The sequence below is a fragment of the Moraxella sp. K02 genome (assembly GCF_041154755.1).
Classification (GTDB): Bacteria; Pseudomonadota; Gammaproteobacteria; order Pseudomonadales; family Moraxellaceae; genus Faucicola.
The window spans coordinates 241,393-267,174 of record NZ_AP031590.1 but is presented as its reverse complement, the minus strand read 5'-3'; the positions used below and the strand labels follow the sequence as shown (position 1 = coordinate 267,174).

The window sequence follows — 25,782 nt, the reverse complement described above, 5'->3', positions numbered from 1 at the left end:
AAATCTATGATATCAATCATTTAACATAAATGACTTGGCAAATCTATCATGAGATTACCTTAATTAAGTTAACAACTTAATTTACAAAAACTGGGGCTCAGTTGGCTAAAAGTGATAGATACACCTTATTTTGGATACAGTTTACATTAGTTCGTTTAACCTTAAGGTATTTATCGTTCGCAGGCTTTTGTAAAGTTTAACGTGTAATGCTATTTCATCAACATCATGAGGTTACAATTCTTGTCAACGTTAAGCACAAATATTGAAGTTGCCCATTTCGTGTTTGAGACCGTCATGCGCGTGCGCAATACCGAAATTGGATTAGGACAACATTTAACGGTTGAAAATTTGGTAGCATTGCTTACCGAAGCCCGTTTTCGTTTTTTATATTCAAAAGGCATTAAGGAAGTTAATGCTGAGTACCAAGGCTTGGTCATTACTCATATCGAGACCCAAATCCTTGATCGGGCACGGGCGCGTGAAGAACTGTTGTTTGAGGTTGGCGTACAGCATTTAACCGATTTGGGTGGTGATTTTGTGTTTAAAGTCTCGCGGATGTTTGATGGGTCATTGGTGGCGTATGCCAAAATGGGCTTTGTGGCGTATGACTATCGTCAAAGCCAAGAAATCCCGTTGTCAGCTGCCATCAAAGAAACCTTAGATGTGAAACCCTTTGAGATTTAGGGCTTGATGAATTATGATAAATGTCCGCATCGTTTGATGGGTGCGTTTTTTTGGCTAAGGCTTGCATAGTATGATACAGCGCGTGAATATGGATTGGCTAGATACACTAAAATTTGATGACAATGGGCTCATGCCTGCAGTCGCTCAAGATTTTCATACAGGGCGCATTTTGATGATGGCATGGATGAATCGCGAGTCATTACGTCTGACTGCCGAAAAAATGCAAGCAGTGTATTGGTCACGCTCTCGCGGTAAATTATGGCACAAAGGCGAAAGCTCTGGGCATTTTCAGCAAGTCCATGAAATCCGCCTAGACTGCGATGCTGATGTGATTGTGTTGTCAGTCACCCAAGTGGGTGGGATTGCTTGCCACACGGGTCGGCAGTCTTGTTTTTATCGTCTGCTTGCCGATGACCACGGACAGCTACAATGGCAAATCACTGATGCGGTCATCAAAGACCCTGATGCGATTTATGGTGACAACGCTAAACCGACTCATGAACACTCGCCGCTTGCAAGCAATTCGCCACAATCCCCTACGACGTCAGCGGATATTTTAACCGCGTTAGATGAAGTATTGATTGGGCGTAAAGATGCCAATCCTGATAGCTCATATGTGGCAAGCTTGTACCATAAAGGTATCAACAAAATCTTAGAAAAAGTCGGTGAAGAAACCACCGAAGCCATTATCGCTGCCAAAGATATCAACATTGCCAACGATACCCCCTATGAAGCCGTCGCCGATGATACCGCGGTGAAAGATTTGGTGTATGAAATTGCTGATGTTTGGTTTCACACAATGGTCACATTGGCATGGTTTAATATACCGTCTTGGGCTGTCACCAATGAATTGGCAAGACGTTTTGGCTTATCGGGTATCGATGAGAAAGCCGCACGTCAAATCCCTTAAGTAAACGCCGCTAAGTAAAAGCTACTAGCTACTAAGTGAAACACACTAAGTCAAAGCCACTAAACAGTCGATAACTCCTGAGTATTGCTGGCTAAAAGTGCGAAAAATTCGCCGTGTTTCACACCGTTTTTTGCACAATTATGTCAACGCAATGGTTATGTGTTACACTGCAAATTCATATTGTCCTCATCCCTATTGTCAAGGTTAATCAAAGGATATTCTCATGGGTAGTTTCTCAATCACACATTGGTTAATTTTACTGGTTGTTGTAGTAGTCATTTTTGGCACCTCAAAACTAAAAAATGCCGGTAAAGATTTGGGTGGTGCCGTTAAAGGCTTTAAAGATGCGGTCAAAGATGAAAACGAACAGCATCTGAACAAAAACCGTGTCCTTGAACACGAAAAAGCTGAACTCAATACCACGCAGACCCAACAAGATAAACATAACGTTTAAACCCTAGTCGTTACTTTTTCTTTGGTTTTTAATCCCTAGCTACCACGGTTGTTATGTTTGATATAGGTTTCTCCGAACTACTGTTATTTGGGGCGATTGCACTGATTGTGCTGGGCCCTGAAAAACTCCCCCAAGCGGCGCGTACTGCAGGTCAGTGGTATGCCAAATTCCGCCGTACGGTTGCAACGTTGCAATCAGAAATTGAAGCTGAGCTTGACCTTGCCGAAACGCGCAAGCAAATGCAGCTTGAGCTGGAAAAAATCCGTCAAGCTGAAGTTGATATGAAGCGTGAGATGGAAGCCCTTCGCAGCAGTGTAAGCGAACTACAGCAACATGGCAAGGTGCCTTCGATGCAAGCTCACAATACCCAGTCGGCTGATACAACCCCTAGTCTTGGTCATGATACTAACGCAGTTAGCCTACCCACTGAAACACCTACTCATGAAACACCCAATCATTTAGTTGAGCCAACAAATGATAGCACCGCGCTTTTACTAGACAAGCCATCTGACGAGTCTTATCTGACAGAAACCAAAGCAGACGATTATTTGCTGAGTCTAGAGGCTGATGTTGAAGCCGATGAAGTGGCTAAAGACTTACATGAAGCCCTATTTGCTGCCACTGAGCCAATGTATTATCGTTGGTTTTTGCTCAGTGATTATGACCGGGTCAGACGACTTCCCAATCCGCCGTTTCTACCCAATTATCAAGCCGATCCTCTACTGCACCAATTGCCAAGTTTGGGTGGAGTTGCCCAGTGATTAAACTTATCAAAACCAAAAAAACGCCTGAACAATTAGCCATTGAACAAGCGAAAGATGATAAACCATCGCCAGACAACACTTTGGTAGATATGCCCATCACTGAACATTTGATTGAACTGCGCCGTCATTTGATTCACGGTTTTGCGGCGGTTTTGGTGATTTTTTTGGCATTGGCGGGCTTTTCGCGAGAAATTTACGATATTTTTTCCGCCCCGTTAACGGCGTTGCTGCCAGTCAATTCTTCTATGATTGCAACGGATATCACCTCGTCATTTTTGGCACCGATTAAATTGACGCTGTATCTGGCTGTTATCTTGGCGATGCCATATATTTTGTACCAGATTTGGTCGTTTATCGCACCAGGGCTATATAAACATGAAAAACGTATCGCCCTACCCGTGCTATTGTCATCGGTGATTTTGTTTTATCTGGGGATTGCGTTTGCCTATTATGTCGTGCTCAAAAGCGTGCTGGCTTTTTTTATCAAATTCTCCCCCGACAATGTGCTACCCATGACCGATATCGAAAGCTATCTAAATTTTGTACTCAAGCTGTTTTTGGTGTTTGGGGCAACCTTTGAGATTCCTGTGTTGACGCTGCTACTGGTCTTGGCTGGAGTGGTGACGGTGGATAGCTTGGCGCAAAAACGCCGTTACATCATCGTGGGTTGTTTTGCTATTGCTGCGATTGTCACCCCACCTGATGGCTTATCGATGGTGATGCTAGCTATCCCGATGTGGCTGTTGTTTGAGTTGGGACTGGTGATGGCGCGTTTGCTCATCAAAGAAAAACAGCTGATTCGCCAAGACCAACAAGCCGCACAAGATGCCTCATCTTAATCAGCAAACGTGTATAAGTTCAGCAAAAACTACCAAATTTTGCTAAAATAGCCTACTTTTCTTTTAGCAAATCGCGTATGTCAAATCCCATTAACGCCCAATATCCCACTATCGAGCAGCAGCAAGCTGTCGATATGGCATTGACGCGCCAGTCGTTTAAGGTGGTAGCGTATGCCGGCGCAGGTAAGACCACCACGCTTAATTTAATCGGTAATCAGCTACGTGGTCGCGGGATTTATTTGGCATTTAACAAAGCAATTGCTGCAGAAGCGCAGCGCAAATTCCCCCACCATGTCGACTGTCGCACTTTTCACTCATTGGCATTTCGTCATACTGCTCGCGATATCACCGCAAAGCTGCAACTACCGCGTTTTTCTCCCAGTCGCCTCGCCTCAGATTTGGGGTTGACCCCTGTGCAAGTCAAACGCCAAATTGAAGGCAAAAGCCAGTTTGTGACCTTAACACCAGAGCGACAAGCGCGATTTGTCTCCGATGCGGTGAGCACGTTTTGTAGTACCCATGCCAGTTACCCCGCGCCGCGTCATTTGCAGTTCCCTGACTGGTTGGCTGCCAGTGAAGCTGAGCAGCTGCGCGATACCTTATACCCGTATGTGGAGCGCCGCTGGCAACAGTCGATTGATCCACGCCACCCGGCGGGGATTGGGCATGATATTTACCTCAAACTCTGGGCGCTATCCAAACCGGTGATTCCTGCGGATTTTATCTTATTTGATGAAGCGCAAGATGCAGACCCCTTGATGATGGGGATTTTGTCCAATCAGCCCAACCAAGTCATCTATGTGGGTGACGCGCATCAGCAAATTTATGAATGGCGCGGCGCTGTCAATGCCATGAAGCGCCTGCCGCTCCCACAAACCTTGCTCACCCAATCGTTTCGATTTGGCGACCAAATTGCTGAGGTGGCGAATGGGTTCTTAAAAGCGCTACAAGAAGATGTGCCACTGCGCGGCAATCCTGCGATGGCGTCTACCTTAGGCAAAAGTATGGTGCATGGTCAAAAAGATGCCATTCTTTGCCGTACCAATGCCAGTGCGATGGTCAATCTGTTATCTGGGCTTAAAATGGGACATAAAGTTGCGCTACAAGCTGATACAGAGCGTTTGCTCAAATTTAGTCAATCTGCCGAACGCCTAAAAAAAGGACAAGCGGCGTATGGTGTGCCTGAGCTTGCCTACTTTAATAATTGGCGCGACGTGCAGGATTATAGCGAGACGAGCGAAGGCAGCGATTTAAAAACCCTGGTCAAATTGGTCGATGAACATGGCACCGAAACGCTAAACCAAGCAATTAACAGCTTGACCACACTGGACAAAGCCGACTATATCATCTCTACAGCGCATAAAGCCAAAGGGTTGGAATGGTCACGGGTGCAAATTGACAATGATTTTTATTATGATGTGACTTCTCAGGCGGTAAAAATCTCCCCCGAAGAGTTGCGACTGCTGTATGTCGCCTGTACGCGCGCCAAAATTAATTTGGATATTTTTAATATTCAAGATTTGGTGAGTGGGCTAAAGGATAAAAAAGTGATTTATGGTTAAAAACTTTTTTTAAGGATTAAAAATGCAATTAAATGAAATTGACATACCAAAAAAAGATGGCACTTTTGAAAAACTTACTTTTAATAAAGGTGAATCGATAATAATTGTGGGAGCCAATGGCTCTGGTAAAACTCGTTTGGCAGTATTTATTGAGGAAAGTTTAGGTGAGAAATGCCATCGAATATCAGCACACCGAGCCTTGAATTTGAATCCTTCAGTCGCGAAAATTCCAGAACAGCAGGCTATTTCACATCTAAAGTTAGGACATGATTATGGAAATATAGATCAATCTAATTTCAATTATCTCAGGAACATAAGTAGGTGGAATAAAAAACAAAGTGTAAGTCTGCTAAACGATTTTGACAGTCTTCTACAATATTTATTTGCTCAACAAAGTAATGTTTTTTCTAAAAATCATCAAATTACTAAAAATAATGCAGCAAGCAGTTTCGACACTAAAGTGTTGGAGAAAACTAAATTTGATATCTTGCAAGAAACTTGGGAGAAATTACTAACTGATAAAAAATTAGATATTACAGGTGATGATATTCAAGTCATATCTATAAGTACAGGGCAAAAGTATTCAGCCTCAGAGATGAGTGATGGTGAAAGAGCAATTTTTTATATGCTAGGTCAAGTTCTATATGTGGAAGATGAATCAGTCATCATTTTTGATGAACCTGAGTTACATATCCATAAGTCAATCATGTCAAATCTTTGGGATGAATTAGAAGCTTTAAAACCTAATTGTTCATTTCTTACAATCACTCATGATATAGAGTTTGCTAGTTCAAGAGTTGCAGATAAATATGTTATAAAAAGCTATGAAGCAACACCGAAATGGGAAATAAATCCAGTTCCTGATAGTTACTTTGATGAAGAAACAATTACCAAAATACTAGGTAGTAGAAAGCCTATATTATTTGTTGAAGGAACGCTTACTAGCCTTGATTCAAATCTTTATAGAGCGTGCTATCCTGAATGGACTATCATTTCAAGGGGTTCGTGTAAGGACGTTATACATTCAGTAATTTCCTCAAATAAATTAAACGAAAATACACCAACTTTAAATATAAAATGTGCAGGTATTGTTGACCGTGACAATCGAAACCAAGCTGATATTGATTATCTAAAAGGATTAAAAATTGAAATATTACAAGTAGCAGAAATAGAAAATATTTTCTGTTTACAGGAAGTTGCTAAAGTTATCCTTGAAATGGAACAGTATAATGATAACGATATAAATGAAAAAATGGATCAATATATCAATGGAATGATTGAATACATCCAAAGTCAAGAAACTATATTGAAAGCTGTCGCCGTTCGTAATACACATCGCACTATTGATAACCTTTTAAAACAAATAGATTTAGCAAATTCTACGACTCCTGAAAAACTTCAAGAAGAATTAGATTTAACAATTCAGGAGATACAAAATTTTAAGATTGAAGATTACATAACCTCTGTTCGAACTAAAATTAATGAGGGAATAGTTAATAAAGACCTAGATAGCCTTTTAGAAACTTATGAAAATAAAGGCGGTTTATTAAATAAATGTGCCTCATTGTTAAAAAATACGAAAAAAGATAGTTTTGAAAATTATCTAAAGCGTGCTATGCAAAATAAAAACTCTAAATTATTAACAGTCATAAAATCTAAATTACCAATTTTGGAATTGTAAGATCGTGGGTATTATAGATTTTAATCAACCACAAACTGTCCTTGCGCCGATGGAAGGACTGACCGACCCACTGATGCGGGATATTTTGACCAGTATCGGGCATTATGACTGGACGGTGAGTGAGTTTATTCGCGTCACCCAGCACGTCCTGCCAGCGCATGTGTTTTATAAATTTGTACCCGAACTTTTGCATGAGAATGGTTTAAAAGGCAAAACCATTCACGGCACGCCCGTACATGTACAGTTACTGGGCAGTGAGCCTGATTTGATGGCAGGTAATGCCGTCAAAGCGGTTGAGCTTGGTGCGTTAGCCATTGATATTAACTTTGGCTGCCCTGCTAAAACTGTCAATAGTCACCGCGGTGGCTCGGTGTTGCTCACCGAACCTGAAACCTTGTATCACATCATCCATGCAGTACGCCAAGCCGTGCCATCGGATACGCCTGTATCAGCAAAAATCCGGCTCGGCTATGAAGATACCACACTCACCCAAGAAATCGGCGATGCGGTGCAATCAGCCAATGCCAGTTGGCTGACCATCCATGCCCGTACCAAAACCCAAGGCTATAAACCCCCTGCCTATTGGGAGTTAATCGCGCCCCTAACGCAGCGGTTAAGCTTACCGATTATCGCCAATGGCGAAATTTGGCAGACTGAGCAAGCCATGCGTTGCCGCAAACAAGCCAACACCCCACATATCATGCTCGGACGTGGTGCGGTCACTCGTCCTGATTTGGTCAATCAAATCAAAGCGATGGATAAAGGTGACAGGGCAGAAAATATGGCTTGGCAAGCGCTACTTAAGCTACAAATTGCGTTTTTGCAAGGACATGCCCGTAGTGACAATATGCTGGTGGGACGTTACAAACAGTGGCTTGGCATGTTGACCCAAGGCTACGAAGAAGCCAGCGAGCTTTGGCAAAATGCCAAAAAAATTAAAAATCTTGATGAGATGTTAAAATTATTAGCTAAATATCTTTGATTAGATATATATCTGTCTTAATTGATACTTGTTTTAAACCTCGAGTTTTAAGAAATAAAAATTCCCTATTTCCTGCCATTTAAACTCATAATCACTATCCAAAACAATTTCAGCACCATAAGGTTTTTGTGTATTATAAATTAGAGATGTGCCCTTTTTATATATACTTCCTTGCCTAAAATCAAAATCAGAAGTATCGAGTGAATATTGTTCTGCATTGAAGTAATGAGGATGATTTGTACCTAAAACAAAAAAACATAAATCTATATCATTATTTTTATAGATTTCTAAATTTCTTATATCTTGAAAAACATCATAGCGATTATTTGGCTCTCTATGATTTTCACGCTTAAAAAATTTTAATTCAATCGCTGTTTTAACGCTTAAATTAGGATTTTTATATTCCATATAAATATCTATTCTTGCTTTTTTCGATTTACTTTTATTAGTTATTGCATTTAGTAATTTGCCACTCTCAAATTCCATATGAAACTTATCATCTGTACTAAACTCGTATAAGTTCCCGACCGTTTTTAAAATGCTACCAAATTCCAGCTGAAATGAAGCTTCATTCCACGCATTGATAGTACCATTGCCAATTTTTTGGATAAGAATTTTATAAGAAATATCAATAATTTCCCTTACCCTTCCTATGAGTATTTTTTTGCGTGATTGAGTACTATCTTCTAAATACATATTTCTATTACCAAATTTGAATATGAATTAATTTATCAACTTCAAAAATTTTTCAACTAGATTAAAAAAAATTGACGATACTACAAGTAGCACCGTCAATCTTAAAATAAATTCAAAAGTTGTTCTAGATTATAAAAACTAACTCAACCGAATCGCAAGATAAAACAGCATCATTGGACATGCTAGGCTCAGTGCCCAAATGATTGAGCGAAAAGTCGCCCAATTGGCAATATATGCCAACCCATAAATAATCCGTAATATCACATACAACCACGCCAACTGGGTCACCACTGACAGCGGTACAAAAAATAGCAACGCCACAATCACCGCTGCCAAGAATACTGGCAAGGTTTCATAGCTGTTTTGCTGGGCGGCATGGGCACGCGCTGCTGCGCCCGTTTGTTTACCCAAAAACTCTCGCGGATTGGCATTGTCTTTGCTTTTAAATCCGCCAAAGAGCTTTGCCAATATCGCAAAACCCAAGGGCAATAAACTGGCAACCATCATTGCCAGCACCACACTGCTATTGGTGGCAGGAACAGCACTCAAATAGGAAAACATACCGTTATTCCCTACCCTTTAACCGTTTCATTAGTCATTTCACTAGGTTTTTCATCAATGATTTCATAGTCATGGGTGATTTTGACACCGCCATTTTCTAGCATACGACTGGCTGAGCAGTATTTTTCTGCCGATAACTCGATGGCTTTTTTAACCTGCGCTTCTTTGATGGCGCTACCTTTGACCACAAAATGCAAATGAATATCAGTAAATACCGCAGGAATCGTATCGGCACGCTTAGCCGATAGCTGACACTCAACATCGCTCACCGCCTGACGGGCTTTTTGCAGGATACTGACCACATCATAACTGGCACAGCCGCCAAGCCCCATCAAAACCATTTCCATGGGTTTGGCACCCAATTTTTCCGTTGAATCCATGATAATTTTATTGCCGTTTTCAGTCACGGCTTCAAAATTAATGTCTTCGTTTTTTAACCAATTTACTGTTGCTTTCATACTATCCCCAGATGCTTATAATTTTTAAAAAAATATTTTGTATAAAATCAAGCGATATTATGCGCTTTTTATGTCCGTGAAACAATTTATAGCAAATAAACATTACACTTTTGACATAAAAACTGGTTTAATAGTGGGTAATAAAGGCAGTGATTACATTGTCCATGTTTTTTAGCAATAATAATAAAATAAGCGTCTGTTGGTAGAGATGGGTTTATGCCCGATGATTTGATTGACCAAAACTTTAATAATGGTCTGCAAGGATATGTGTAAACCTTGCGACCCAAAAAACTTGATAATGTGATTACCTGCCAATTTTAACCATTAAATTGAAGGTAATCGTCATGATTGATGCAGACGGCTTTCGAGCCAACGTAGGTATCATCTTGGCAAATACACACGGGCAAGTACTGTGGGCAAAACGCGTGGGTCACGATGCTTGGCAATTTCCACAAGGCGGCATTGATTTTGGTGAAACACCGCTTGATGCAATGTATCGGGAATTGTGGGAAGAAGTCGGACTGTATCCTCAGCATGTCAAAGTGTTGTCACAAACCCAAAATTGGCTTCGCTATCGATTGCCAAAACGTTTTGTACGACAAGGACAATATCCTTTGTGTATTGGACAAAAACAAAAATGGTTTTTGCTCCAGCTAGATGAGAACAATGTAGAACATATCCGTTTTGATACGGCAAAACCTGAATTTGACCGCTGGGAATGGGTCAGTTATTGGTATCCACTTAACCAAGTGGTGGCATTTAAACGTAACGTATATCGCCGCGCCTTGTTTGAGTTATCACCGCAGTTGCCACTCAAGAAAGAATTGTTACTACCCAAAAATGTAAAAATTCATTCCTATTAAACCTAAACAAATAAATCCAAAAAAAGCTCACTTCGGTGGGCTTTTTTATGGTGTATTGTTAGGGATTGTCTCGTACTGTCCCATTCTAGACAATAAAAAACCCTTCGCAATTGCAAAGGGTTTTTGATAATAAGCAATTAAACTTATTTTTTGTTACGACCTGCAAATGCGCCGAAACGTTTGTTGAAGCTTGCCACACGACCTTCATTTTGGGTTTTACGTTGTTCGCCGGTATAGAATGGGTGTGAGGCACTTGAAATATCGAGTGCGACGTATGGGTATTCTTTACCTTCGTATTCGCGAGTTACTTTTGATTTGATAGTCGAACGAGTTAAAAAGTAAACGTCAGCGTTGGTGTCGTGGAATAAAACTTCTTGATAAGCTGGATGGATATCTGCGCGCATGGTTAGGTCTCTAGTCATTATCCTGCCCTTTGGTCTGCAGTTAGTATGCTTGGCGTGAATGTTTATTTTGTTAAAAATTCACCCAAACACCCAACCGATTAAAGCCAACACAGGATGGATTGATAAAATTGGAAGCCGAATTGTACAGTTTTTCTATTGTTTTTGCAAGTTATTTCCATTCAAGCCAATGGTCTAATTTTATCGTATCGCCTGCTGTCAGCGTCCATTTTTGCGGTTGTTTAACATGCGCGTCACTCACGGGTGGCACTTCAAGCACCAGCAGCTCATCACGGCGAAAGACATGACACACGGCAGGGTCTTCACTAATTGTTTGGGTTTTAGCAGTGGATTTTAGCCATTTTTCGCTCGCCTTTAATCCATCAATTGCTACGATGACGTCATTAGCAGAAATCCCTGCAGCGGCCGCTTGGCTATTTCGCACAACACGTTGCACTTTTAACCCAGTAGGCTCGCTCATATATTTCATGCCCCAAGTAATATCATCGTCTTTTTGCTCAATACTCACACCCTGTTCTGATAACAGTTCAAATAGCGGTAATTCTGTCGTGCCGTCGATATAATTGGCTCTAAAATCTTGCCAAACCTCTTTGGGTAAGCATTCATTCATGACGTCATCTAGATTGGCGTCCGTCATACCAAAACGGCGATTATCTTGGGCTTTAGCTTTGTCATAAAAAACTTTTATCACATCAAAAATACGTTTGCCATGGTTTATCAAAGTCAAGTCTAAACATAACGCCACCAGCGCGCCTTTGTTGTAGTAGCTAATCCCTGCATTAGCGGTGTTCTCATCGCTACGATATAGCTTTATCCACGCATCAAAGCTTGATTCTGCCACGCTTTGCAAGGCGCGTCCGTGGGTTTGATAGTAGCGATTGATTTGTTCAGCAAGCAGCTTCAGATAGCTATGTTGCGAAATAACCCCGCTTTTTTGTAGCATGAAATCATCCACATAACTGGTAAAGCCTTCAAACACCCATAGCAAGGTGGTATACGTCTCTTGGTTAAAATTGGCGGTTAAAAAAACTTCGGGACGCACGGTTTTAACCCACCATGCATGAAAATATTCATGGCTACACAAGCCCAAAAAGCGTTGATAACTTTCGCTTGGCTCAGCTTGTTCAAAAAATGTGGGTAGGTCATCTCGTGGGGTAATCAAGCTGGTACTGGCAAGGTGCTCAAGCCCGCCATAGTCGCTTGAAGTCGCCATGGTCATAAACAAATAATCATCAAACGGCGTATCACCCAGCCAATCGACATAGCTTTGACAAATTTTGCTAAGGTCAGTTTCTAGCCGTTCAAGGTCGCTGTGCTGTACGCCAGAAATCACAAATCGGTGGGGAATGGTGTTTTCGCCACTTGCTACATCGAACCAAAATTCGTCTTGCTCAGCGATTTCAAACGGGCTGTCGGTGAGTTGCTCGTAGTTGTCGGCAGTTAGCTGATAGATGGTTTGTCTGGCTTGTTGGTGCATTTTTTCGGGTAAGGCAGTGGCTAGGCTGACTTCCACACCGTTTACCTCATAAAAGTCTTGCGGACAAATGAGTTCGGCTTTAATCGCTTGGTTTTCTTGCCCTTGTACCGCTAATGCTAGGGAGGTGAAGTTGCCGTACAGGCGAGTTTCATCGACATACGCCCCACGCACCGATAAGTCATAAGCATAGACTTCATAAGTGACGCTAATGCGGTCGCCTTGCTTGGCGTGGATTTGCCAGTGGTTTTTATCGAGTTTTTTAAGCCGTTGATTGTTCTTGGCGTTGGGGTCATGGATGGTGGCGGTGACTGCCGTAATGTGTTTGCTAAATTCTCGAATCATATAACTACCCGCAATCCAAGCAGGTAGCCAAACGATTGGGTTGTCGTTGTCCGCAGTAAACGTAAGCGTGACATCGACAAGGTGTTCGCGGAATTTTTTAAAATCGAATTGGTAATGAATTTGGGACATTTTTTAGCTGCTTTTTAGTGATTATATTTAAATATTGAAACAGGGCTACATTTTAGCAGATTGATTTTAGGAATTTGCAACTTTTACGGCTACCACAATCCTATCTCATAGCGAGATGGCTTTTTTTGTGGTTTTGACAATTAAAGCTCGAATCGTTACGGCTCAAATAGTTACAGCTCGCCAAATTTTAATTGCTGATGCCACAGTTGATAATCTGGCATGACTCGTGCCACCTGCGCCCAAAATCGTGCCGAATGATTGGGCTCAATCAGATGACAAAGCTCATGCACCAACACATAATCCGCGCAGTCTGGCGGGAATTGCGCCAGCCAAACGGACAAGCGAATGGTTTTGGCTTGGGTGCTACAACTGCCCCATCGGGTCTTCATGGTGTAGGGCGTGATTCTGTTGGCGGATTTGCCCACTTTGTCTTGCCAAAACGCTTGGCGGTTTTGGATAAATTGACCAAGCCAAGCTTTGTAAAGACACGTTAAGGTGCGTGGAATATCCGTTTTTGAAAAATCCGAGTTGTCAAAGTGGCGTTCAAATAAGGCTTGCACTGTCATTTTTTGCCCTTCAAAATAAATGTTGCTTTCAAGGGTCAAATTTGCCAAATCTTTGACATCATTGATATAGGCAGGTTTTTTGGCTTTAAGTTCTTTGAGTTTTCGTTGTTTTTGCTGGCAGTCGATTGCCCATGCAAGGCGATGCTCGAGCGATTGCCTCAGCAGGTGTTGTGGCATACGCATGGGATAAGACACGCTGAGCAAGCTGGTAAACGGTGCTTCATCAATCGATTTGATACGAAAGTTGATATGTTTGACCCGTTTGCTTTCAATCGCAAGTTTGATACCTTGCTCAGCGTAGGCAGTGAATACAGTTTGCATAAGTTTTAGCAATTATTGACGCAAATAATGCTCAAAAATCGCGCCAAAGTCATAATTACGAATGGTCTTTAAACGCTCGCCATAGGCATTTTCTACTTGTGCGACAGTTTGGTTGATGACATCCGGCAAATTAAGCACCACGTTTTCTGACAGTTCGCGTAAGCTAAACATATTGGTGACGGTATTAAAGGATTTTTCTAGCACCGTTTCTTCATGGGCAATGCGTTTGCACTGCTCGCTAATCGCAGTCAGTGCCTTATAGATGTCGCGGATTTGCTCGATTTGATTCTTGTCGATATCAATCGAAAACGCCATACCGCCCAAGCTAAATTTTAGCTCAGCATCCATATCCATCGTGCCTGCCGTTTCAATCATGATATTGGCGGGCTGAAAATTGCGGTAAGGATAACGTTTTAGCAGGCGTTTTTTACTGGTCGCCGACTGACCGTCAAGGTGGATAAAGGCGACATTGGTAAAGCAATATTCGTCCATTTTTGACTTAATCACAAAATAAATCCGCTCGTTATCTTCATGAAAAATATAGTCATCAATATCGGTTTGGTTAAACTGACTCGGTGGGATGATTTTACCGATGTCACTCAAACCCAATGCATCTGAGGCAAGATTTTTAAACATAGTCACTTCCTGTTTTATCCATAAAAATTGTTAAAAACACTGTGTGTGCGAAAAATTGTTTTCGATAACATAACACAAATATCACATTGGCAACATAGATGTCATGCTGATTACTGGCTATGATAACGACATAACACTGATAATAAACAATAAATCAAAATAAAGGAACAAAAATGAAAGCCAAACCAACATCTAGCAATTTGAACGATATTGATTCGGATAGTTTTACTGTGCAATTGGACGATGAATCCTTGTCATCAAGCCATATTGAAGCAGGTGAAAGTGGTGTGACCCCGATTCATCGCCAAAATATTGATGAGCAGCGGATTGATGAATTACTGGTTGAAGATAGCTTTAGCGAAGAGCATTATCCGACTATTGGTGATATCGCTGACCCTGATGCCGCAGATGAAAGTTATAAAAACTGATTTTTTCCTGTACTAAAATTTTTTGTATTTAAACGTCAAAAACAAACGCCAAAAAGGTTGGTAAGTTACCAACCTTTTTTATTGACTTGCAGTTAATAAGACTTGCTATTAATGCGCTTAATAATCCGCTTTTAGCCCAAGCTTTAACAATAAATGTTAATACCAACCTTGCAGATTTTGTTGCCACGCTTGCACGTGTGGCAATGCCAGTGATTCAAACAAGTCAATATGCGCAGCATCCATATTGAGTGCAGGGATATAATGATAATCCCCACCGCCATTGGACTGGAATGTCTGTCGATTTTCGACTGCCAACTCTTCTAGCGTCTCTAAGCAATCTGCCGAAAATGCTGGACTTAGCACCTGTACTGACTTGATGCCTTGCTTGCCCCACTCAGTTAAGGTGACATCCGTATAAGGTTTGACCCATTCTTGTTTACCAAAGCGTGATTGAAAACTACATTCCCACTCATGACGCTCAAGCCCCAGCACTTGTGCCAAATGCGCTGCCGTACAGCGACAGCGTCTGGCATACGGATCGCCTTTTTGCTCATACGGCTCGGGAATCCCGTGAAAACTCAATAGCAGTTTTTCAGCTTTGCCATGCTCAGCTTGGAAGCGTTTGACGCTCTCGGCCAAGGCTTGGATGTATTGCGGATGAGCAAAATAATCTTTGACAAAGCTAATGCTGGGCAAATTACGCTGCTTAAGCCCCCATTTGGCGACGACGTCAAACACCGCGCCAGTGGTTGAACCGGAAAACTGCGGATAAGCTGGCAACATTACAATTTGTTCTACTTTTTTGGCAGTTAATGCCGATAGCACATCTGTTAACGCAGGTTTGCCATAAGTCATGGCAGCATGGACGCTGACTTTGCAAGGCAGTTGCTGTTGGTCAAAACGCTGCTGCAACAAGTCCACTTGGGCAAGCGTGATTTTACGCAGTGGGGAATCACCGTCCCACACGCTAGCATAGGCGTGGGCAACCCGTTTGGGGCGACTGCGTAGCACAAACAAGTTTAAGATGATTTGCCAGATAAACTGCGGGATTTCAATCACGCGCGGATCGGACAAAAATTGTTTGAGATAGCGGCGCACCGCTGCTTCAGTTGGTGCATCGGGTGTTCCCAAATTCACAAGGACAACGGCAATTTCAGGTGGGTTGCTTGGCTTCATAATTTGTCTTTAATCCAAAAAATCATAAAAAAAGTGGGGTTAAGATTAGCATATTTACTAAGGTGCGCGTACTGGATAATCACCTGAAATTGCTCAATTGTTACATTTTTTAAGCTATATTTGAATCCATGACAACCTAGCCCACCCATCACCAATAGCGCATCCACTAGGCGGGAATTTTGTTCAGAGGGTATGGGGCTTTTAGCAGGACTTTTACTTTTAAAGATTGCGTTTTGTGAGGGGCTGCTAGCTGACTCACCGTCTGATTGGTGGTTATGCTGTTTGGGCTGGTGGCTTTGGTGGCTGTTTGGATGGCTGACCATTGTATCGCTTGTGGCTTTACTACCATTGGCAGCCAAAACCGCTGTTGCCTGATAAAACATCGGCTGATGAAACGCTAAATACGTCAATGCCAAAAATCCCGTGAGCGCCAATCCCGTGAGCGATAGGAGTGTATGGTGGGGTGATGATGCTAAATTTAGCATTTGAATTCTAAGTTGTGATAACCCATATAAACCCTTACAATAGCTATACTTTTAATGCGTTATCAATCAAAAATTAGTGAGAAAGCGGGTGAGTACACAGCAACACAAACCACATACCAAGATTTTACCTGAAGCTGAATTGACTGTCCCCAAAAATTTTGACGACGATCATCCAATTAGTTTTGCCAAATCTGATGGCAAATCTGTGGGTATTGTCACACCGCAAAAAATTCATTTTGATACCCCATTGACGCTAGAATGCAATCGTACGCTGCCGTTCTTTGATTTAATGGTGGAAACTTATGGCGAGCTCAACGCCGATAAATCTAATGCGATATTGATTTGTCATGCGCTATCGGGCAGTCATCATGCAGCTGGCTATCATAGTAGCGATGATAAAAAGGCAGGCTGGTGGGATACTTTTATCGGTCCTGGCAAAGCGATTGATACCACGCGTTTTTTTGTGGTATGTCTTAACAACATTGGCAGCTGCTACGGCTCGACGGGTCCAACCAGTACCAACCCAGAAACCGACAAGCCTTATGGTCCTGATTTTCCCTTAGTCACCATCAAAGACTGGGTAAAAACCCAAGTCATGCTCTCTGACTATCTGGGCATTGATATCTGGCATGCTATTGTTGGTGGCTCAATGGGTGGCATGCAAGCCATGCAGTGGTCAATTGACTATCCGAGTCGGCTAAAAAAATGTGTGGTCATTGCCAGTACGCCGAAGCTGTCTGCACAAAATATTGCCTTTAACGAGGTGGCACGCCAATCGATTTTATCCGATCCTGATTTTTGTGAAGGACGCTATATCGAGCAAGGCAAAATCCCCAAACGCGGCTTGATTTTGGCGCGCATGGTCGGTCATATCACTTATCTCACTGATGAAGCGATGCGGGTAAAATTTGGACGCGATTTGAAAGCCGGCAAGCTGATGTTCAACTACGATGTAGAATTTCAAGTGGAAAGTTATTTACGCTATCAAGGTGAGCAGTTTAGTGAACGTTTTGATGCCAATACCTATTTGCTGATGACCAAAGCCTTGGATTATTTTGACCCGGCGCGTGGCGCGATTGAGGATGACAGTATCAATGATAGCTTGACAGATACCGATGCGCTACGGTTGGCATTGGCGAACACCCAATGTAAGTTTTTAATCATATCCTTTACCACCGATTGGCGGTTTAGCCCAGAGCGCTCACAAGAAATTGTGGATGCGCTAATTGCCAATGGTAAACCCGTAAGCTATATCAATATTGATGCCGCCTATGGACATGATTCGTTTTTGTTTGATATTCCAACCTATCGTCACTCGGTATTTAATTTTTTAACCGCCTAACTTAGATTTAATTTTGGATTTAACTTTAGATTTAACGAGAATTGAATGAAAATCGACCATCAACTTGCTGAACGCTGGATCAAACACAATGCCAAAGTCTTGGATTTAGGCTGTGGTAACGGTGATTTACTCGCGCATTTGCAAAACAAATTGGGCGTGTTTGGCTATGGTATCGAAATCGACCAAACTAAAATCAATGACTGTGTTACCAAAGGCGTCAACGTCATTGAGCAAGACTTAAATGATGGGTTGGCGCGGTTTGCCGACGCAAGCTTTGACACAGTAGTGATGGCGCGCGCCCTACAAGCGGTCAAAGAGCCCGACCAACTCCTCCTCGACATGGTACGTGTTGGCAAAGAAGTGATTGTCACTTTCCCTAATTTTGCGCATTGGCAAAACCGTATTCACTTGGGTATCAAAGGCATGATGCCAATGTCTGAAGCCCTGCCGTTTGCTTGGTACAACACGCCCAATATTCACTTGTGTACCTTTAAAGACTTTGAAAAGCTGTGTGATGACAATGACATCCGCATCATCAATCGTTTTGCGGTACAAGAAAGTGAAAAGCCCTACCCTTGGCTACTTGCACAAATTATCCGCAAAAACCCTAACTTACTTGCCGATGTGGCCATTTATCGGGTTACCAAAAACTAATTATCGTGTTACCGAAAACTAAGGTTTTTTATCGCTGATTTTATGCCTATGAATATTTGGTAAGCGGATAAATTACCATCTAGTCTAACAATATTTCACAAAAGTAAAGCCCTACACGACACCAAGTGTCGCAAGTCTTTGTTTCCCCTGTGAAATATTGTAACAACTGTTTACATTTTCTCTTAAATATTTGAAACGCAAAGCAAACAGTGTTAACCTAAAACAATCAAAAGATTGCGTTATCCTATTAAAACATAACGAATGGCTAAATCATTGTAAAATTTAAGATTTTCTGTTAATTCGTTTACCTATTTATTAAGTTTATTTTATCTAAACCTAGGCAAGCTTGCGATGGCTGCAGCTTGATACTCGGAGTTGGTTATGAAATTATTAAAAGTCACCGTATTAACTGCATTTTTAGGCTTATCGGGCGTTGCAAGCGCTGAATTGGTTGCCAATATTCCACTCAATGGCTCACGCTATGACAGCATGGAACCGATGGCATTACTTAGCCAAGCTAAAACTGGCAATCAACAAGCCCAATTCTTCCTAGCCAAACGCTACCAAAAAGGTCTCGGCATTCAGCAAAACTTCCAACAAGCCATTCAGTGGTACACCACCGCCGCCAAACAAGACATCGCACCCGCACAATTAAATCTTGCCATGATGTATATCCGTGGTGAAGGTGTGCAGCCTAATGCTGGTCAAGCGCGTTATTGGTTAGAAAAAGCGGCAAAACTTGGTGATAACCGTGCCAGCTATACCCTAGCCATGCTAGATGAAAAAGAAAAGAAATTAGTCGATGCCTACAAATGGTATGACCTAGCGGCTCGTGACGGTATGCTATCAGACCAAGTACGTACCCGCGCGCAAAGCAAAATCGGTCAATTGGCATTAAACTTGTCATCACAAGATATTGCCACTGCACGTAGCCGTGCGGATTCTTGGTTCCAAAGCAAGTAAATTTAATACAACGAATGTTTGGTTAAGTGTTAACCTAACCATTAAAATCCCTGAGACCCTAGTATTTACTAGGGTTTTTTGTTTTTATGGGTTAAATTAATCAAGATTGCTCGGCGCACATTGATTGTATGAAATCGCGCATTCATGGATTTTTTTGAACAGTTTTATGCGTCAGATACTAGCGCGTTAGCCAAGTAGTTGCCACCCCAGTTTTTGCTACCTTTTTTTGGATATGCCCTATGCCAAACCCTGCCCTACCGTCAAAAAATCAGCTTTGGCTGTTAGTTGCCGCCGCTGCGGTTATTTTATTGATTACGTCTGGGATTCGGCTATCACTTGGGTTATTTATCAAACCGATTGATGCTAGCGCGCATATTGGCATTGTGCAAATCAGTTTTGCCTTAGCGGTGACACAGCTGATGTGGGGCGTGTCACAGCCTGTGACAGGGGCACTGGCGGATAAATTTGGCGCATGGCGGGTGCTATTTTTCGGTACTTTGCTACTGGCGATTGGCTGTTTTAGTGTGCCGTATTTTGTCAGCGCCGGTGGTTTGGTGGTCACGCTTGGGATTTTGGTCGCATTTGGGACAGGTGCGGGTAGTTTTTCAGTGCTGATGGGACAAGTGGCGAATCAAACCCCACCCCATATGCGCGGCACTGCGTCGGGTATTATTAATGCAGGCAGCTCGTTTGGGCAATTTTTATTTGCGCCGATTTTACAAGGGTTAATTGCCCTGCCACTGGTAGGTTGGACAGGGGCAATGTATTTTATGGCAGGGACAAGTTTGCTGTGTTTGCCGTTGGCCTATTATCTCACGCAGGGTAACAATGTAGGTAAACATGCGCCTGCCGCTTCGTCGGCGGTTGCCAATAACCAAGCCCACGAAACGCTATCACAATGCATTCGACGCGCGCTTAGCGATCGTAACTACTGGCTGCTGCATATCGGCTTTTTTACCTGTGGTTTTCATATTGCGTTTTTGGTCACTCATTTACCGATGGAAGTAACGTTGGCGGGTCTCGGTAGCAATGTTGCCTCTTGGTCGCTGGCGTTGATTGGCTTATCAAATGTGGTCGGCAGTTTGTTTGTCGGTTGGTGTGTCGGACAATTTCGCAGCAAATATATTTTGTTTTGGATGTATTTGAGCCGTACTATCTTGATTGCGATTTTCTTGATGGCACCCAAGACGGCAACGACTTTTTTTATATTTGCGGTTAGCTTAGGTCTAACTTGGCTTGCTACCGTACCCCCGACTGCGGCAACCGTTGGCAAGTTGTATGGGGTCAAATATTTAGCAACCTTGTTTGGTTTGGTGTTATTTAGTCACCAAGTTGGTGGGTTTTTGGGCGCCTACTTGGGGGGAATTGTGGTTGATAAATTTGGTAATTATCAGTATATGTGGTATGCCGATATGGCACTGGCTGCCTTGGCTGCTGTGCTCAATCTACCGATTCAAGAGCCGAAAATGATGAAAGCCAATGCTTAATGTTATGAGTGATGCCATACGCTAAAATCAGTTGCGATATGGCTGTCAGCATCTAAGATGATTTCTTCGTCTTGATAACGTTGTTTGACACTCAACAATGCCTCATCTTCGCTATTTGCGGTCACTTCTACCAATTGACTTAACGTCTCTTTGACTTCAATATAAAAAGTTTGCATAGTACTTCCTAAAAGTAGATTAACAGTTTTTTAAATAAATTATGCACCTATTCTTGGATAAAAAACTTGCGGCAAACTATCAAAGTCCGTCACAAGTGGTAAGAGTGTTAACCAAACCACTGCCAAGCAAAAAGGTTGGCTGTTGGCAATTATGCAATGTGTTGACAAGCTGCCTAATCCCAATTTTACCCTCAAAGATATTTATGCCTACGCGCCAATACTTGCCAAACAATTTCCAAGCAATCAACATATTCATGCTAAAATTCGCCAACAATTACAAATTTTAAGAGACAAACATCTCATTGAATTTCTGGGTAACGGCAACTATCGCAAAATACCCTATTAAAATTTGAGAAAAAGCAATGACACTATTGATACAGACAACTGATTTTAAAAAGATTGCCCAATGTCAATTTGAAAACTTTTATGCCAGTTATATCGACTTTGACCAACAAGAATGGCAGTTTATACAACGGCCGAATGAAGAAAGCGAACGAAAAAAGCAACGTAGAAATTTCTTATTTGTTTCAATTTGATAGAATCGAGCATAGTGACTATGTTGAGATTTTTCATAATGGCATGGATGAAGCGTTTATCCAAAACAATATTCTAAATGTCATTCAAAGCCATCTGCCTAATGTTCATTACTATTTTGACTAAAATTTATGCCGACCTTTACCCAACAATCCCCTGCCAAAATCAATCTATTTTTACATATTACCGGTAAACGCCCCGACGGCTATCATAATCTACAAACCGTATTTCGGCTGATAGATTTGTACGATACGCTCACTTTTAGTCATACGGATAAAACCATTGACGACAACTTGCCCGTCACCCTGTCCAATGCCGAGAACGTCACCGACAACCCTACCGACAATCTGATTGTTAAAGCGGCCATTGCCTTATTAGCCTTTGCCAAAAATCATCAAATTTTGAATGACTCGCAAATCGCCCAATTACCGATTGTTGATATTCACCTCGATAAACACATTCCGATGGGGGCAGGCTTGGGCGGGGGTTCGTCTAATTGTGCGACAGCCCTGATGACGCTCAATACCCTATGGCAACTGGGATTGAGCAATGAGCAGCTACGCCTCATTGGCGCAAAACTGGGCGCGGATGTACCGATATTTATTTTTGGCAAAGATGCCATTGCTGAAGGCATTGGCGAGATTTTAACGCCGATTGACTTGCCTGCGCAGCAATTTTTATTGTTAAAACCCGATGCCCATATCAGCACGGCTGAACTTTTCGCCCATCCGCTGCTAAAACGGGATTGCGCAAGCCTTTCTCATGGCTATTTGCAAAGCCATTGCCATGCCTTTACCAATGAGTTAACTGATGGCTTTACCAATGTTTTTGAACCTGTAGTATGTGAATTATCTGCAGACGTCAATGCCGCGATGAATGTTTTAATGACGCTTGCCACCAACACCCACACAACACCGCGCATGACGGGCTCAGGGAGCTGTGTGTTTTTGCCAGTACCTAGCGATTTTGATAAAAATAGCATCAAAGACTGGCTACAATCCTCACCTTTTCAGGCGTATTGGGTACATACGCTGTAACAAAATTTTGGAAAATCAACAATTGCAAAAATTTTGGTATTTATGGCCAAAAAAAGCTTGCAATTTTATGTTTTTTGGTTAAAATATCGCTTCCAATATAGGGGTATCGCCAAGTTGGTAAGGCACCAGGTTTTGATCCTGGCATCCGTTGGTTCGAGTCCAGCTACCCCTGCCATATTCAAAGATGTACAAATTTTCTTGTGCATCACGTAGTAAAAATTTTGTCATAAAATCTGCACTGTTCAAGACATTTTACATTGACAAAATCGCCTAAAATCGGTATAGTTCGCACCGTCACAGGGGTATCGCCAAGTTGGTAAGGCACCAGGTTTTGATCCTGGCATTCGTTGGTTCGAGTCCAGCTACCCCTGCCATTTTCTTTACTAACCCATTTTTAGTAGCTGACGTAATGACGTTTTTCTCATCCTAATTGTAAAAGTTAGTTGATGAGTTTTTTTGTTTGATGAAACCGTCGTTGGTCTAGAAAAATAGGACTCGCATATGCCTTATTTGGCGATTTTTACCGGAAATGCCCATCCAGAATTGGCAAAAAATGTCACCAATCACTTACATATTCCGCTAGGACGTGCCGATGTGACGCGTTTTTCGGATGGTGAAGTCGCGGTTGAAATCCAAGAGAATGTACGTGGTAAAGACGTCTTTATTCTACAATCAACTTGCTCACCGACCAATGACAATTTGATGGAAATCATGGTAATGGCAGATGCCTTGCGCCGTGCCAGTGCAGGTCGTATTACGGCAGTGATGCCCTATTTTGGTTATGCGCGTCAAGACCGTCGTCCTCGCTCAGCGCGTGTGCCTATCTCAGCAAAAGTGGTCGCTGATATGCTCAATATTGTGAGCATTGACCGTGTTGTTACCGTGGATTTGCACTCAGACCAGATTCAAGGTTTCTTTGATATCCCTGTAGACAATATTTACGGCACGCCGGTTTTATTTAAAGATTTACGTGAGCAAAAATACGATAACTTGATGGTAGTATCCCCTGATGTGGGCGGTGTGGTTCGTGCCCGGGCGATGGCAAAACAGCTAGGCGATGCCGATATGGCAATTATCGATAAACGCCGCGCCAAAGCCAACGAATCAGAAGTAATGCATATCATCGGTGATGTTAAAGACCGTGATTGCGTGATTATCGATGATATGGTGGATACCGCAGGTACCCTGTGCAAAGCCGCTGCCGCATTAAAAGAACGTGGCGCGCGCCGGGTGGTGGGTTATATCACCCACCCAGTATTGTCAGGTAAAGCCATCCAAACAATTGCCGCGTCAGTGCTTGATGAACTTGTCGTAACCGATACTATCCCACTGTCAGATGCCGCAAAAAACACGGGCAAAATTCGCCAAGTGACCATTGCCCCTATGCTGGCTGAAGCGCTACGTCGTATCAACAATGAAGAATCATTGAGTGCGATGTTTGACATTATGTAGGTGATTTTAGGCAATGCTAGCCAGCAGCGGGCGTATCGGTTACGTCCATGTTGCTATTGTTAACTTGCTATTTGCAAAATAATTGTTAAAGTTTTGCCATTTTTTAAAAAAGTGGCGCATAACGCATAAATTGGTCGCAAATTTATGCTTTTTTTCACTCGCTAGTTACTTGCCAATCTTTTTAACTAAAGCTTTGTAAGTAAAGCTTTGTAAGTAAAGGCAAAAAAGCCAAGTCATACTGACCAGGCACCCATGACTAGCCTAACCCAAGGAAACTCCCATGAGTAACCAAACTTTTGAATTAAACGCTGTCGTACGTGGCGACGAGTTACAAGGTAAAGGTGCGAGCCGCCGCCTTCGTAAACAAAACCTAGTACCAGCAATCGTGTACGGTGCGGACAAAGAGCCAGCCTCTATTGCCATCCGTTACAATGAGTTGATTAAATCACTGGAAACAGAAAGTTTCTTCTCTCACATTTTGACCATCAACGTAGAAGGTCAAGGTACGGAAGAAGTGGTGATTAAAGCACTACAACGTCATCCAGCCAAAAATACCCCAATGCACGCTGACTTCCAACGTATCGTCCGTGGTCAAGCGATGCACATCACTGTTCCTGTACACTATGTAGGCGCTGAAGATGCACCAGGTCATAAAGCAGGCGGTATCTTTGTATCGAATGCCACTGAACTTGAAATCACTGCCATTCCTTCAAAAATCCCAGAATACTTGACAGTCGATGTATCTGGCATGAACGTCGGTGATTCGATTCACTTGTTAGATATCCAGTTACCTGAAGGCGTTGCCATTCGTGAGCTTGAAGTGACTGAACCGTTTAACCGTACCGTGGCTACTATGCAAGCGCCAACGGTGGAAGTTGAAGAGCCAATCGAGCCAGAAGCAAATGAAGAAGCTGCCGGTACTCGTGATCCTGAAGGTGACGAAGAAGCACGTAAGCTTCAAGCACAAGATGATACCCATGATGCCCCAAAATCCGATGATGAATAATCATTTGTCATTTGCCGCTTAAGTTGGAATAATCAGCGTGTCAAAACTGAAACTGATTGTCGGACTTGGCAACCCAGGTCAGCAGTATGCCCAAACACGGCATAATGCTGGCTTTTGGTTTGTGGAGCGTATGAGCGAGACATTTAACATCACCATGACGTTGGATAAAAAATTTCATGGTATGGTTGGGCGTGGCGTAGTGTATGGCATGGATATACGCTTATTGTTACCGCATACTTTTATGAATAAATCAGGGGAAGCAGTGGTGCCGATGGTAAATTTTTATGGCATCCACAATGACGAACTGCTGATTGTTCATGATGAGCTTGACCTTGATGTGGGTCGTATGCGCTTAAAAACAGGCGGTGGTCATGGCGGTCATAATGGACTGCGTGATATCGTGCCGCATATCGGCGCGGATTTTCACCGTTTACGTTTGGGGATTGGCCATCCAGGACATAAGTCCAAAGTATCGGGTTATGTGCTTGGTAAACCGACCGCTGATGAGCAAATCGCATTTGATAGTATGCTAGATGCTGCCATGCGTACCCTGCCCGATTTGGTGACAGGTGACTTAGCCAAAGCGCAGCAAGCCATCAACAGTTTTAAACTACCCCATGCCTAACGTTAAACAAAGGATAAGATTGATAAATCTTAGGGTCTATCCTTGAAGTTTTATTTTCCTTCCATATATT

30 protein-coding genes and 2 tRNA genes are annotated in these 25,782 nt (G+C 42.5%); 22 read left to right on the top strand and 10 right to left on the bottom strand.

The window, feature by feature from the left end:
• Positions 1 to 240: 240 nt before the first annotated feature.
• The 8 genes from ACAM39_RS01255 (at position 241) to ACAM39_RS01220 (ending at position 7,876) form a co-directional block, all read left to right on the top strand.
• A complete protein-coding gene (locus ACAM39_RS01255; protein WP_369627937.1) occupies positions 241 to 684 on the top strand; it encodes an acyl-CoA thioesterase in 444 nt (147 codons plus the stop codon).
• 70 nt (positions 685 to 754) lie between these two features.
• Complete coding sequence (hisIE, locus tag ACAM39_RS01250) at positions 755 to 1,594, top strand: bifunctional phosphoribosyl-AMP cyclohydrolase/phosphoribosyl-ATP diphosphatase HisIE (protein WP_369627936.1); 840 nt, start codon at positions 755 to 757, stop codon at positions 1,592 to 1,594.
• 223 nt (positions 1,595 to 1,817) lie between these two features.
• Positions 1,818 to 2,048, top strand: coding sequence for a Sec-independent protein translocase subunit TatA (tatA, locus tag ACAM39_RS01245; protein ID WP_007117213.1), 231 nt, complete (start codon positions 1,818 to 1,820; stop codon positions 2,046 to 2,048).
• A 53-nt stretch (positions 2,049 to 2,101) separates the two neighbouring features.
• Positions 2,102 to 2,809: a Sec-independent protein translocase protein TatB gene (gene tatB, locus ACAM39_RS01240; protein ID WP_369627935.1), complete on the top strand. Its 708-nt coding sequence runs from the start codon at positions 2,102 to 2,104 to the stop codon at positions 2,807 to 2,809.
• A gap of 92 nt (positions 2,810 to 2,901) precedes the next feature.
• Complete coding sequence (tatC, locus tag ACAM39_RS01235; protein WP_313423306.1) at positions 2,902 to 3,651, top strand: twin-arginine translocase subunit TatC; 750 nt, start codon at positions 2,902 to 2,904, stop codon at positions 3,649 to 3,651.
• A gap of 77 nt (positions 3,652 to 3,728) precedes the next feature.
• Positions 3,729 to 5,213 (top strand): UvrD-helicase domain-containing protein, encoded by a 1,485-nt coding sequence (locus ACAM39_RS01230; protein ID WP_369627934.1) that lies wholly within the window; start codon positions 3,729 to 3,731, stop codon positions 5,211 to 5,213.
• A 22-nt stretch (positions 5,214 to 5,235) separates the two neighbouring features.
• A complete protein-coding gene (locus tag ACAM39_RS01225) occupies positions 5,236 to 6,894 on the top strand; it encodes an AAA family ATPase (protein WP_369627933.1) in 1,659 nt (552 codons plus the stop codon).
• A gap of 49 nt (positions 6,895 to 6,943) precedes the next feature.
• Positions 6,944 to 7,876, top strand: a complete 933-nt coding sequence (locus ACAM39_RS01220; protein WP_369628554.1) for a tRNA dihydrouridine synthase — start codon at positions 6,944 to 6,946, stop codon at positions 7,874 to 7,876.
• A 33-nt stretch (positions 7,877 to 7,909) separates the two neighbouring features.
• On the opposite strand, the gene ACAM39_RS01215 is transcribed toward ACAM39_RS01220, so the two are convergent.
• From ACAM39_RS01215 to ACAM39_RS01205, 3 genes are all read right to left on the bottom strand, one after another.
• Positions 7,910 to 8,572: a hypothetical protein gene (locus tag ACAM39_RS01215; protein WP_100270668.1), complete on the bottom strand. Its 663-nt coding sequence runs from the start codon at positions 8,570 to 8,572 to the stop codon at positions 7,910 to 7,912.
• Positions 8,573 to 8,710: 138 nt separating this feature from the next.
• Positions 8,711 to 9,133 carry an MAPEG family protein gene (locus tag ACAM39_RS01210; RefSeq protein ID WP_369627932.1) on the bottom strand — a complete coding sequence of 141 codons (423 nt, stop codon included), beginning with the start codon at positions 9,131 to 9,133 and terminating at the stop codon, positions 8,711 to 8,713.
• An 11-nt stretch (positions 9,134 to 9,144) separates the two neighbouring features.
• The gene (locus ACAM39_RS01205; RefSeq protein WP_369627931.1) at positions 9,145 to 9,591 is read right to left on the bottom strand and encodes an OsmC family protein; all 447 of its coding nucleotides are present in this window, start codon (positions 9,589 to 9,591) and stop codon (positions 9,145 to 9,147) included.
• Positions 9,592 to 9,935: 344 nt separating this feature from the next.
• Between ACAM39_RS01205 and ACAM39_RS01200 the strand changes: the two genes are divergently transcribed.
• Complete coding sequence (locus tag ACAM39_RS01200; RefSeq protein WP_036596083.1) at positions 9,936 to 10,454, top strand: RNA pyrophosphohydrolase; 519 nt, start codon at positions 9,936 to 9,938, stop codon at positions 10,452 to 10,454.
• A 143-nt stretch (positions 10,455 to 10,597) separates the two neighbouring features.
• Here ACAM39_RS01200 and ACAM39_RS01195 read toward each other — a convergent pair whose 3' ends face one another.
• The 4 genes from ACAM39_RS01195 to ACAM39_RS01180 all read right to left on the bottom strand — a co-directional run bounded on the left by ACAM39_RS01195 (position 10,598) and on the right by ACAM39_RS01180 (position 14,347).
• Positions 10,598 to 10,858, bottom strand: a complete 261-nt coding sequence (locus ACAM39_RS01195) for a type B 50S ribosomal protein L31 (RefSeq protein ID WP_007117222.1) — start codon at positions 10,856 to 10,858, stop codon at positions 10,598 to 10,600.
• 169 nt (positions 10,859 to 11,027) lie between these two features.
• Complete coding sequence (locus ACAM39_RS01190) at positions 11,028 to 12,824, bottom strand: M61 family metallopeptidase (protein ID WP_369627930.1); 1,797 nt, start codon at positions 12,822 to 12,824, stop codon at positions 11,028 to 11,030.
• A 170-nt stretch (positions 12,825 to 12,994) separates the two neighbouring features.
• Positions 12,995 to 13,711, bottom strand: coding sequence for a M48 family metallopeptidase (locus ACAM39_RS01185; RefSeq protein ID WP_369627929.1), 717 nt, complete (start codon positions 13,709 to 13,711; stop codon positions 12,995 to 12,997).
• A 12-nt stretch (positions 13,712 to 13,723) separates the two neighbouring features.
• Complete coding sequence (locus ACAM39_RS01180) at positions 13,724 to 14,347, bottom strand: PH domain-containing protein (protein ID WP_036596088.1); 624 nt, start codon at positions 14,345 to 14,347, stop codon at positions 13,724 to 13,726.
• 173 nt (positions 14,348 to 14,520) lie between these two features.
• On the opposite strand from ACAM39_RS01180, the gene ACAM39_RS01175 reads away from it, so the two are divergent.
• Positions 14,521 to 14,775: a hypothetical protein gene (locus ACAM39_RS01175; protein ID WP_369627928.1), complete on the top strand. Its 255-nt coding sequence runs from the start codon at positions 14,521 to 14,523 to the stop codon at positions 14,773 to 14,775.
• A gap of 156 nt (positions 14,776 to 14,931) precedes the next feature.
• On the opposite strand, the gene hemH is transcribed toward ACAM39_RS01175, so the two are convergent.
• Both hemH and ACAM39_RS01165 read right to left on the bottom strand, forming a co-directional pair.
• Positions 14,932 to 15,951, bottom strand: a complete 1,020-nt coding sequence (hemH, locus tag ACAM39_RS01170) for a ferrochelatase (protein ID WP_369627927.1) — start codon at positions 15,949 to 15,951, stop codon at positions 14,932 to 14,934.
• Positions 15,948 to 16,436, bottom strand: coding sequence for a hypothetical protein (locus tag ACAM39_RS01165; protein WP_369627926.1), 489 nt, complete (start codon positions 16,434 to 16,436; stop codon positions 15,948 to 15,950). Before ACAM39_RS01165 ends, hemH begins: the two co-directional genes overlap by 4 nt.
• A 175-nt stretch (positions 16,437 to 16,611) precedes the next feature.
• On the opposite strand from ACAM39_RS01165, the gene metX reads away from it, so the two are divergent.
• From metX to ACAM39_RS01145, 4 genes are all read left to right on the top strand, one after another.
• The gene (metX, locus tag ACAM39_RS01160) at positions 16,612 to 17,778 is read left to right on the top strand and encodes a homoserine O-succinyltransferase MetX (protein ID WP_369628553.1); all 1,167 of its coding nucleotides are present in this window, start codon (positions 16,612 to 16,614) and stop codon (positions 17,776 to 17,778) included.
• Positions 17,779 to 17,823: 45 nt separating this feature from the next.
• Positions 17,824 to 18,432, top strand: a complete 609-nt coding sequence (gene metW, locus ACAM39_RS01155; RefSeq protein WP_369627925.1) for a methionine biosynthesis protein MetW — start codon at positions 17,824 to 17,826, stop codon at positions 18,430 to 18,432.
• A gap of 381 nt (positions 18,433 to 18,813) precedes the next feature.
• Positions 18,814 to 19,395, top strand: a complete 582-nt coding sequence (locus ACAM39_RS01150) for a tetratricopeptide repeat protein (protein ID WP_096488401.1) — start codon at positions 18,814 to 18,816, stop codon at positions 19,393 to 19,395.
• 239 nt (positions 19,396 to 19,634) lie between these two features.
• Entirely contained in the window at positions 19,635 to 20,882 is a 1,248-nt protein-coding gene (locus ACAM39_RS01145) for an MFS transporter (protein WP_369627924.1), read from the top strand.
• A 2-nt stretch (positions 20,883 to 20,884) separates the two neighbouring features.
• Here ACAM39_RS01145 and ACAM39_RS01140 read toward each other — a convergent pair whose 3' ends face one another.
• Positions 20,885 to 21,058, bottom strand: a complete 174-nt coding sequence (locus ACAM39_RS01140; protein WP_313015201.1) for a DpnD/PcfM family protein — start codon at positions 21,056 to 21,058, stop codon at positions 20,885 to 20,887.
• A 139-nt stretch (positions 21,059 to 21,197) separates the two neighbouring features.
• On the opposite strand from ACAM39_RS01140, the gene ACAM39_RS01135 reads away from it, so the two are divergent.
• From ACAM39_RS01135 to pth, 8 genes are all read left to right on the top strand, one after another.
• Positions 21,198 to 21,404: a hypothetical protein gene (locus ACAM39_RS01135; RefSeq protein ID WP_369628552.1), complete on the top strand. Its 207-nt coding sequence runs from the start codon at positions 21,198 to 21,200 to the stop codon at positions 21,402 to 21,404.
• A gap of 80 nt (positions 21,405 to 21,484) precedes the next feature.
• Entirely contained in the window at positions 21,485 to 21,718 is a 234-nt protein-coding gene (locus ACAM39_RS01130) for a hypothetical protein (RefSeq protein ID WP_369627923.1), read from the top strand.
• A gap of 5 nt (positions 21,719 to 21,723) precedes the next feature.
• On the top strand, positions 21,724 to 22,629 hold the full coding sequence (ispE, locus tag ACAM39_RS01125; RefSeq protein WP_369627922.1) for a 4-(cytidine 5'-diphospho)-2-C-methyl-D-erythritol kinase: 906 nt from the start codon (positions 21,724 to 21,726) through the stop codon (positions 22,627 to 22,629).
• Positions 22,630 to 22,728: 99 nt separating this feature from the next.
• Positions 22,729 to 22,804: transfer RNA gene (locus tag ACAM39_RS01120), tRNA-Gln, on the top strand.
• A gap of 123 nt (positions 22,805 to 22,927) precedes the next feature.
• Positions 22,928 to 23,003: transfer RNA gene (locus ACAM39_RS01115), tRNA-Gln, on the top strand.
• A gap of 127 nt (positions 23,004 to 23,130) precedes the next feature.
• Positions 23,131 to 24,081, top strand: a complete 951-nt coding sequence (locus ACAM39_RS01110) for a ribose-phosphate pyrophosphokinase (protein WP_007117244.1) — start codon at positions 23,131 to 23,133, stop codon at positions 24,079 to 24,081.
• Positions 24,082 to 24,361: 280 nt separating this feature from the next.
• Positions 24,362 to 25,087 (top strand): 50S ribosomal protein L25/general stress protein Ctc, encoded by a 726-nt coding sequence (locus tag ACAM39_RS01105; RefSeq protein WP_007117245.1) that lies wholly within the window; start codon positions 24,362 to 24,364, stop codon positions 25,085 to 25,087.
• Between the two features lie 37 nt (positions 25,088 to 25,124).
• Complete coding sequence (gene pth / locus ACAM39_RS01100) at positions 25,125 to 25,712, top strand: aminoacyl-tRNA hydrolase (protein ID WP_309594995.1); 588 nt, start codon at positions 25,125 to 25,127, stop codon at positions 25,710 to 25,712.
• The last annotated feature ends 70 nt before the right edge of the window (positions 25,713 to 25,782 follow it).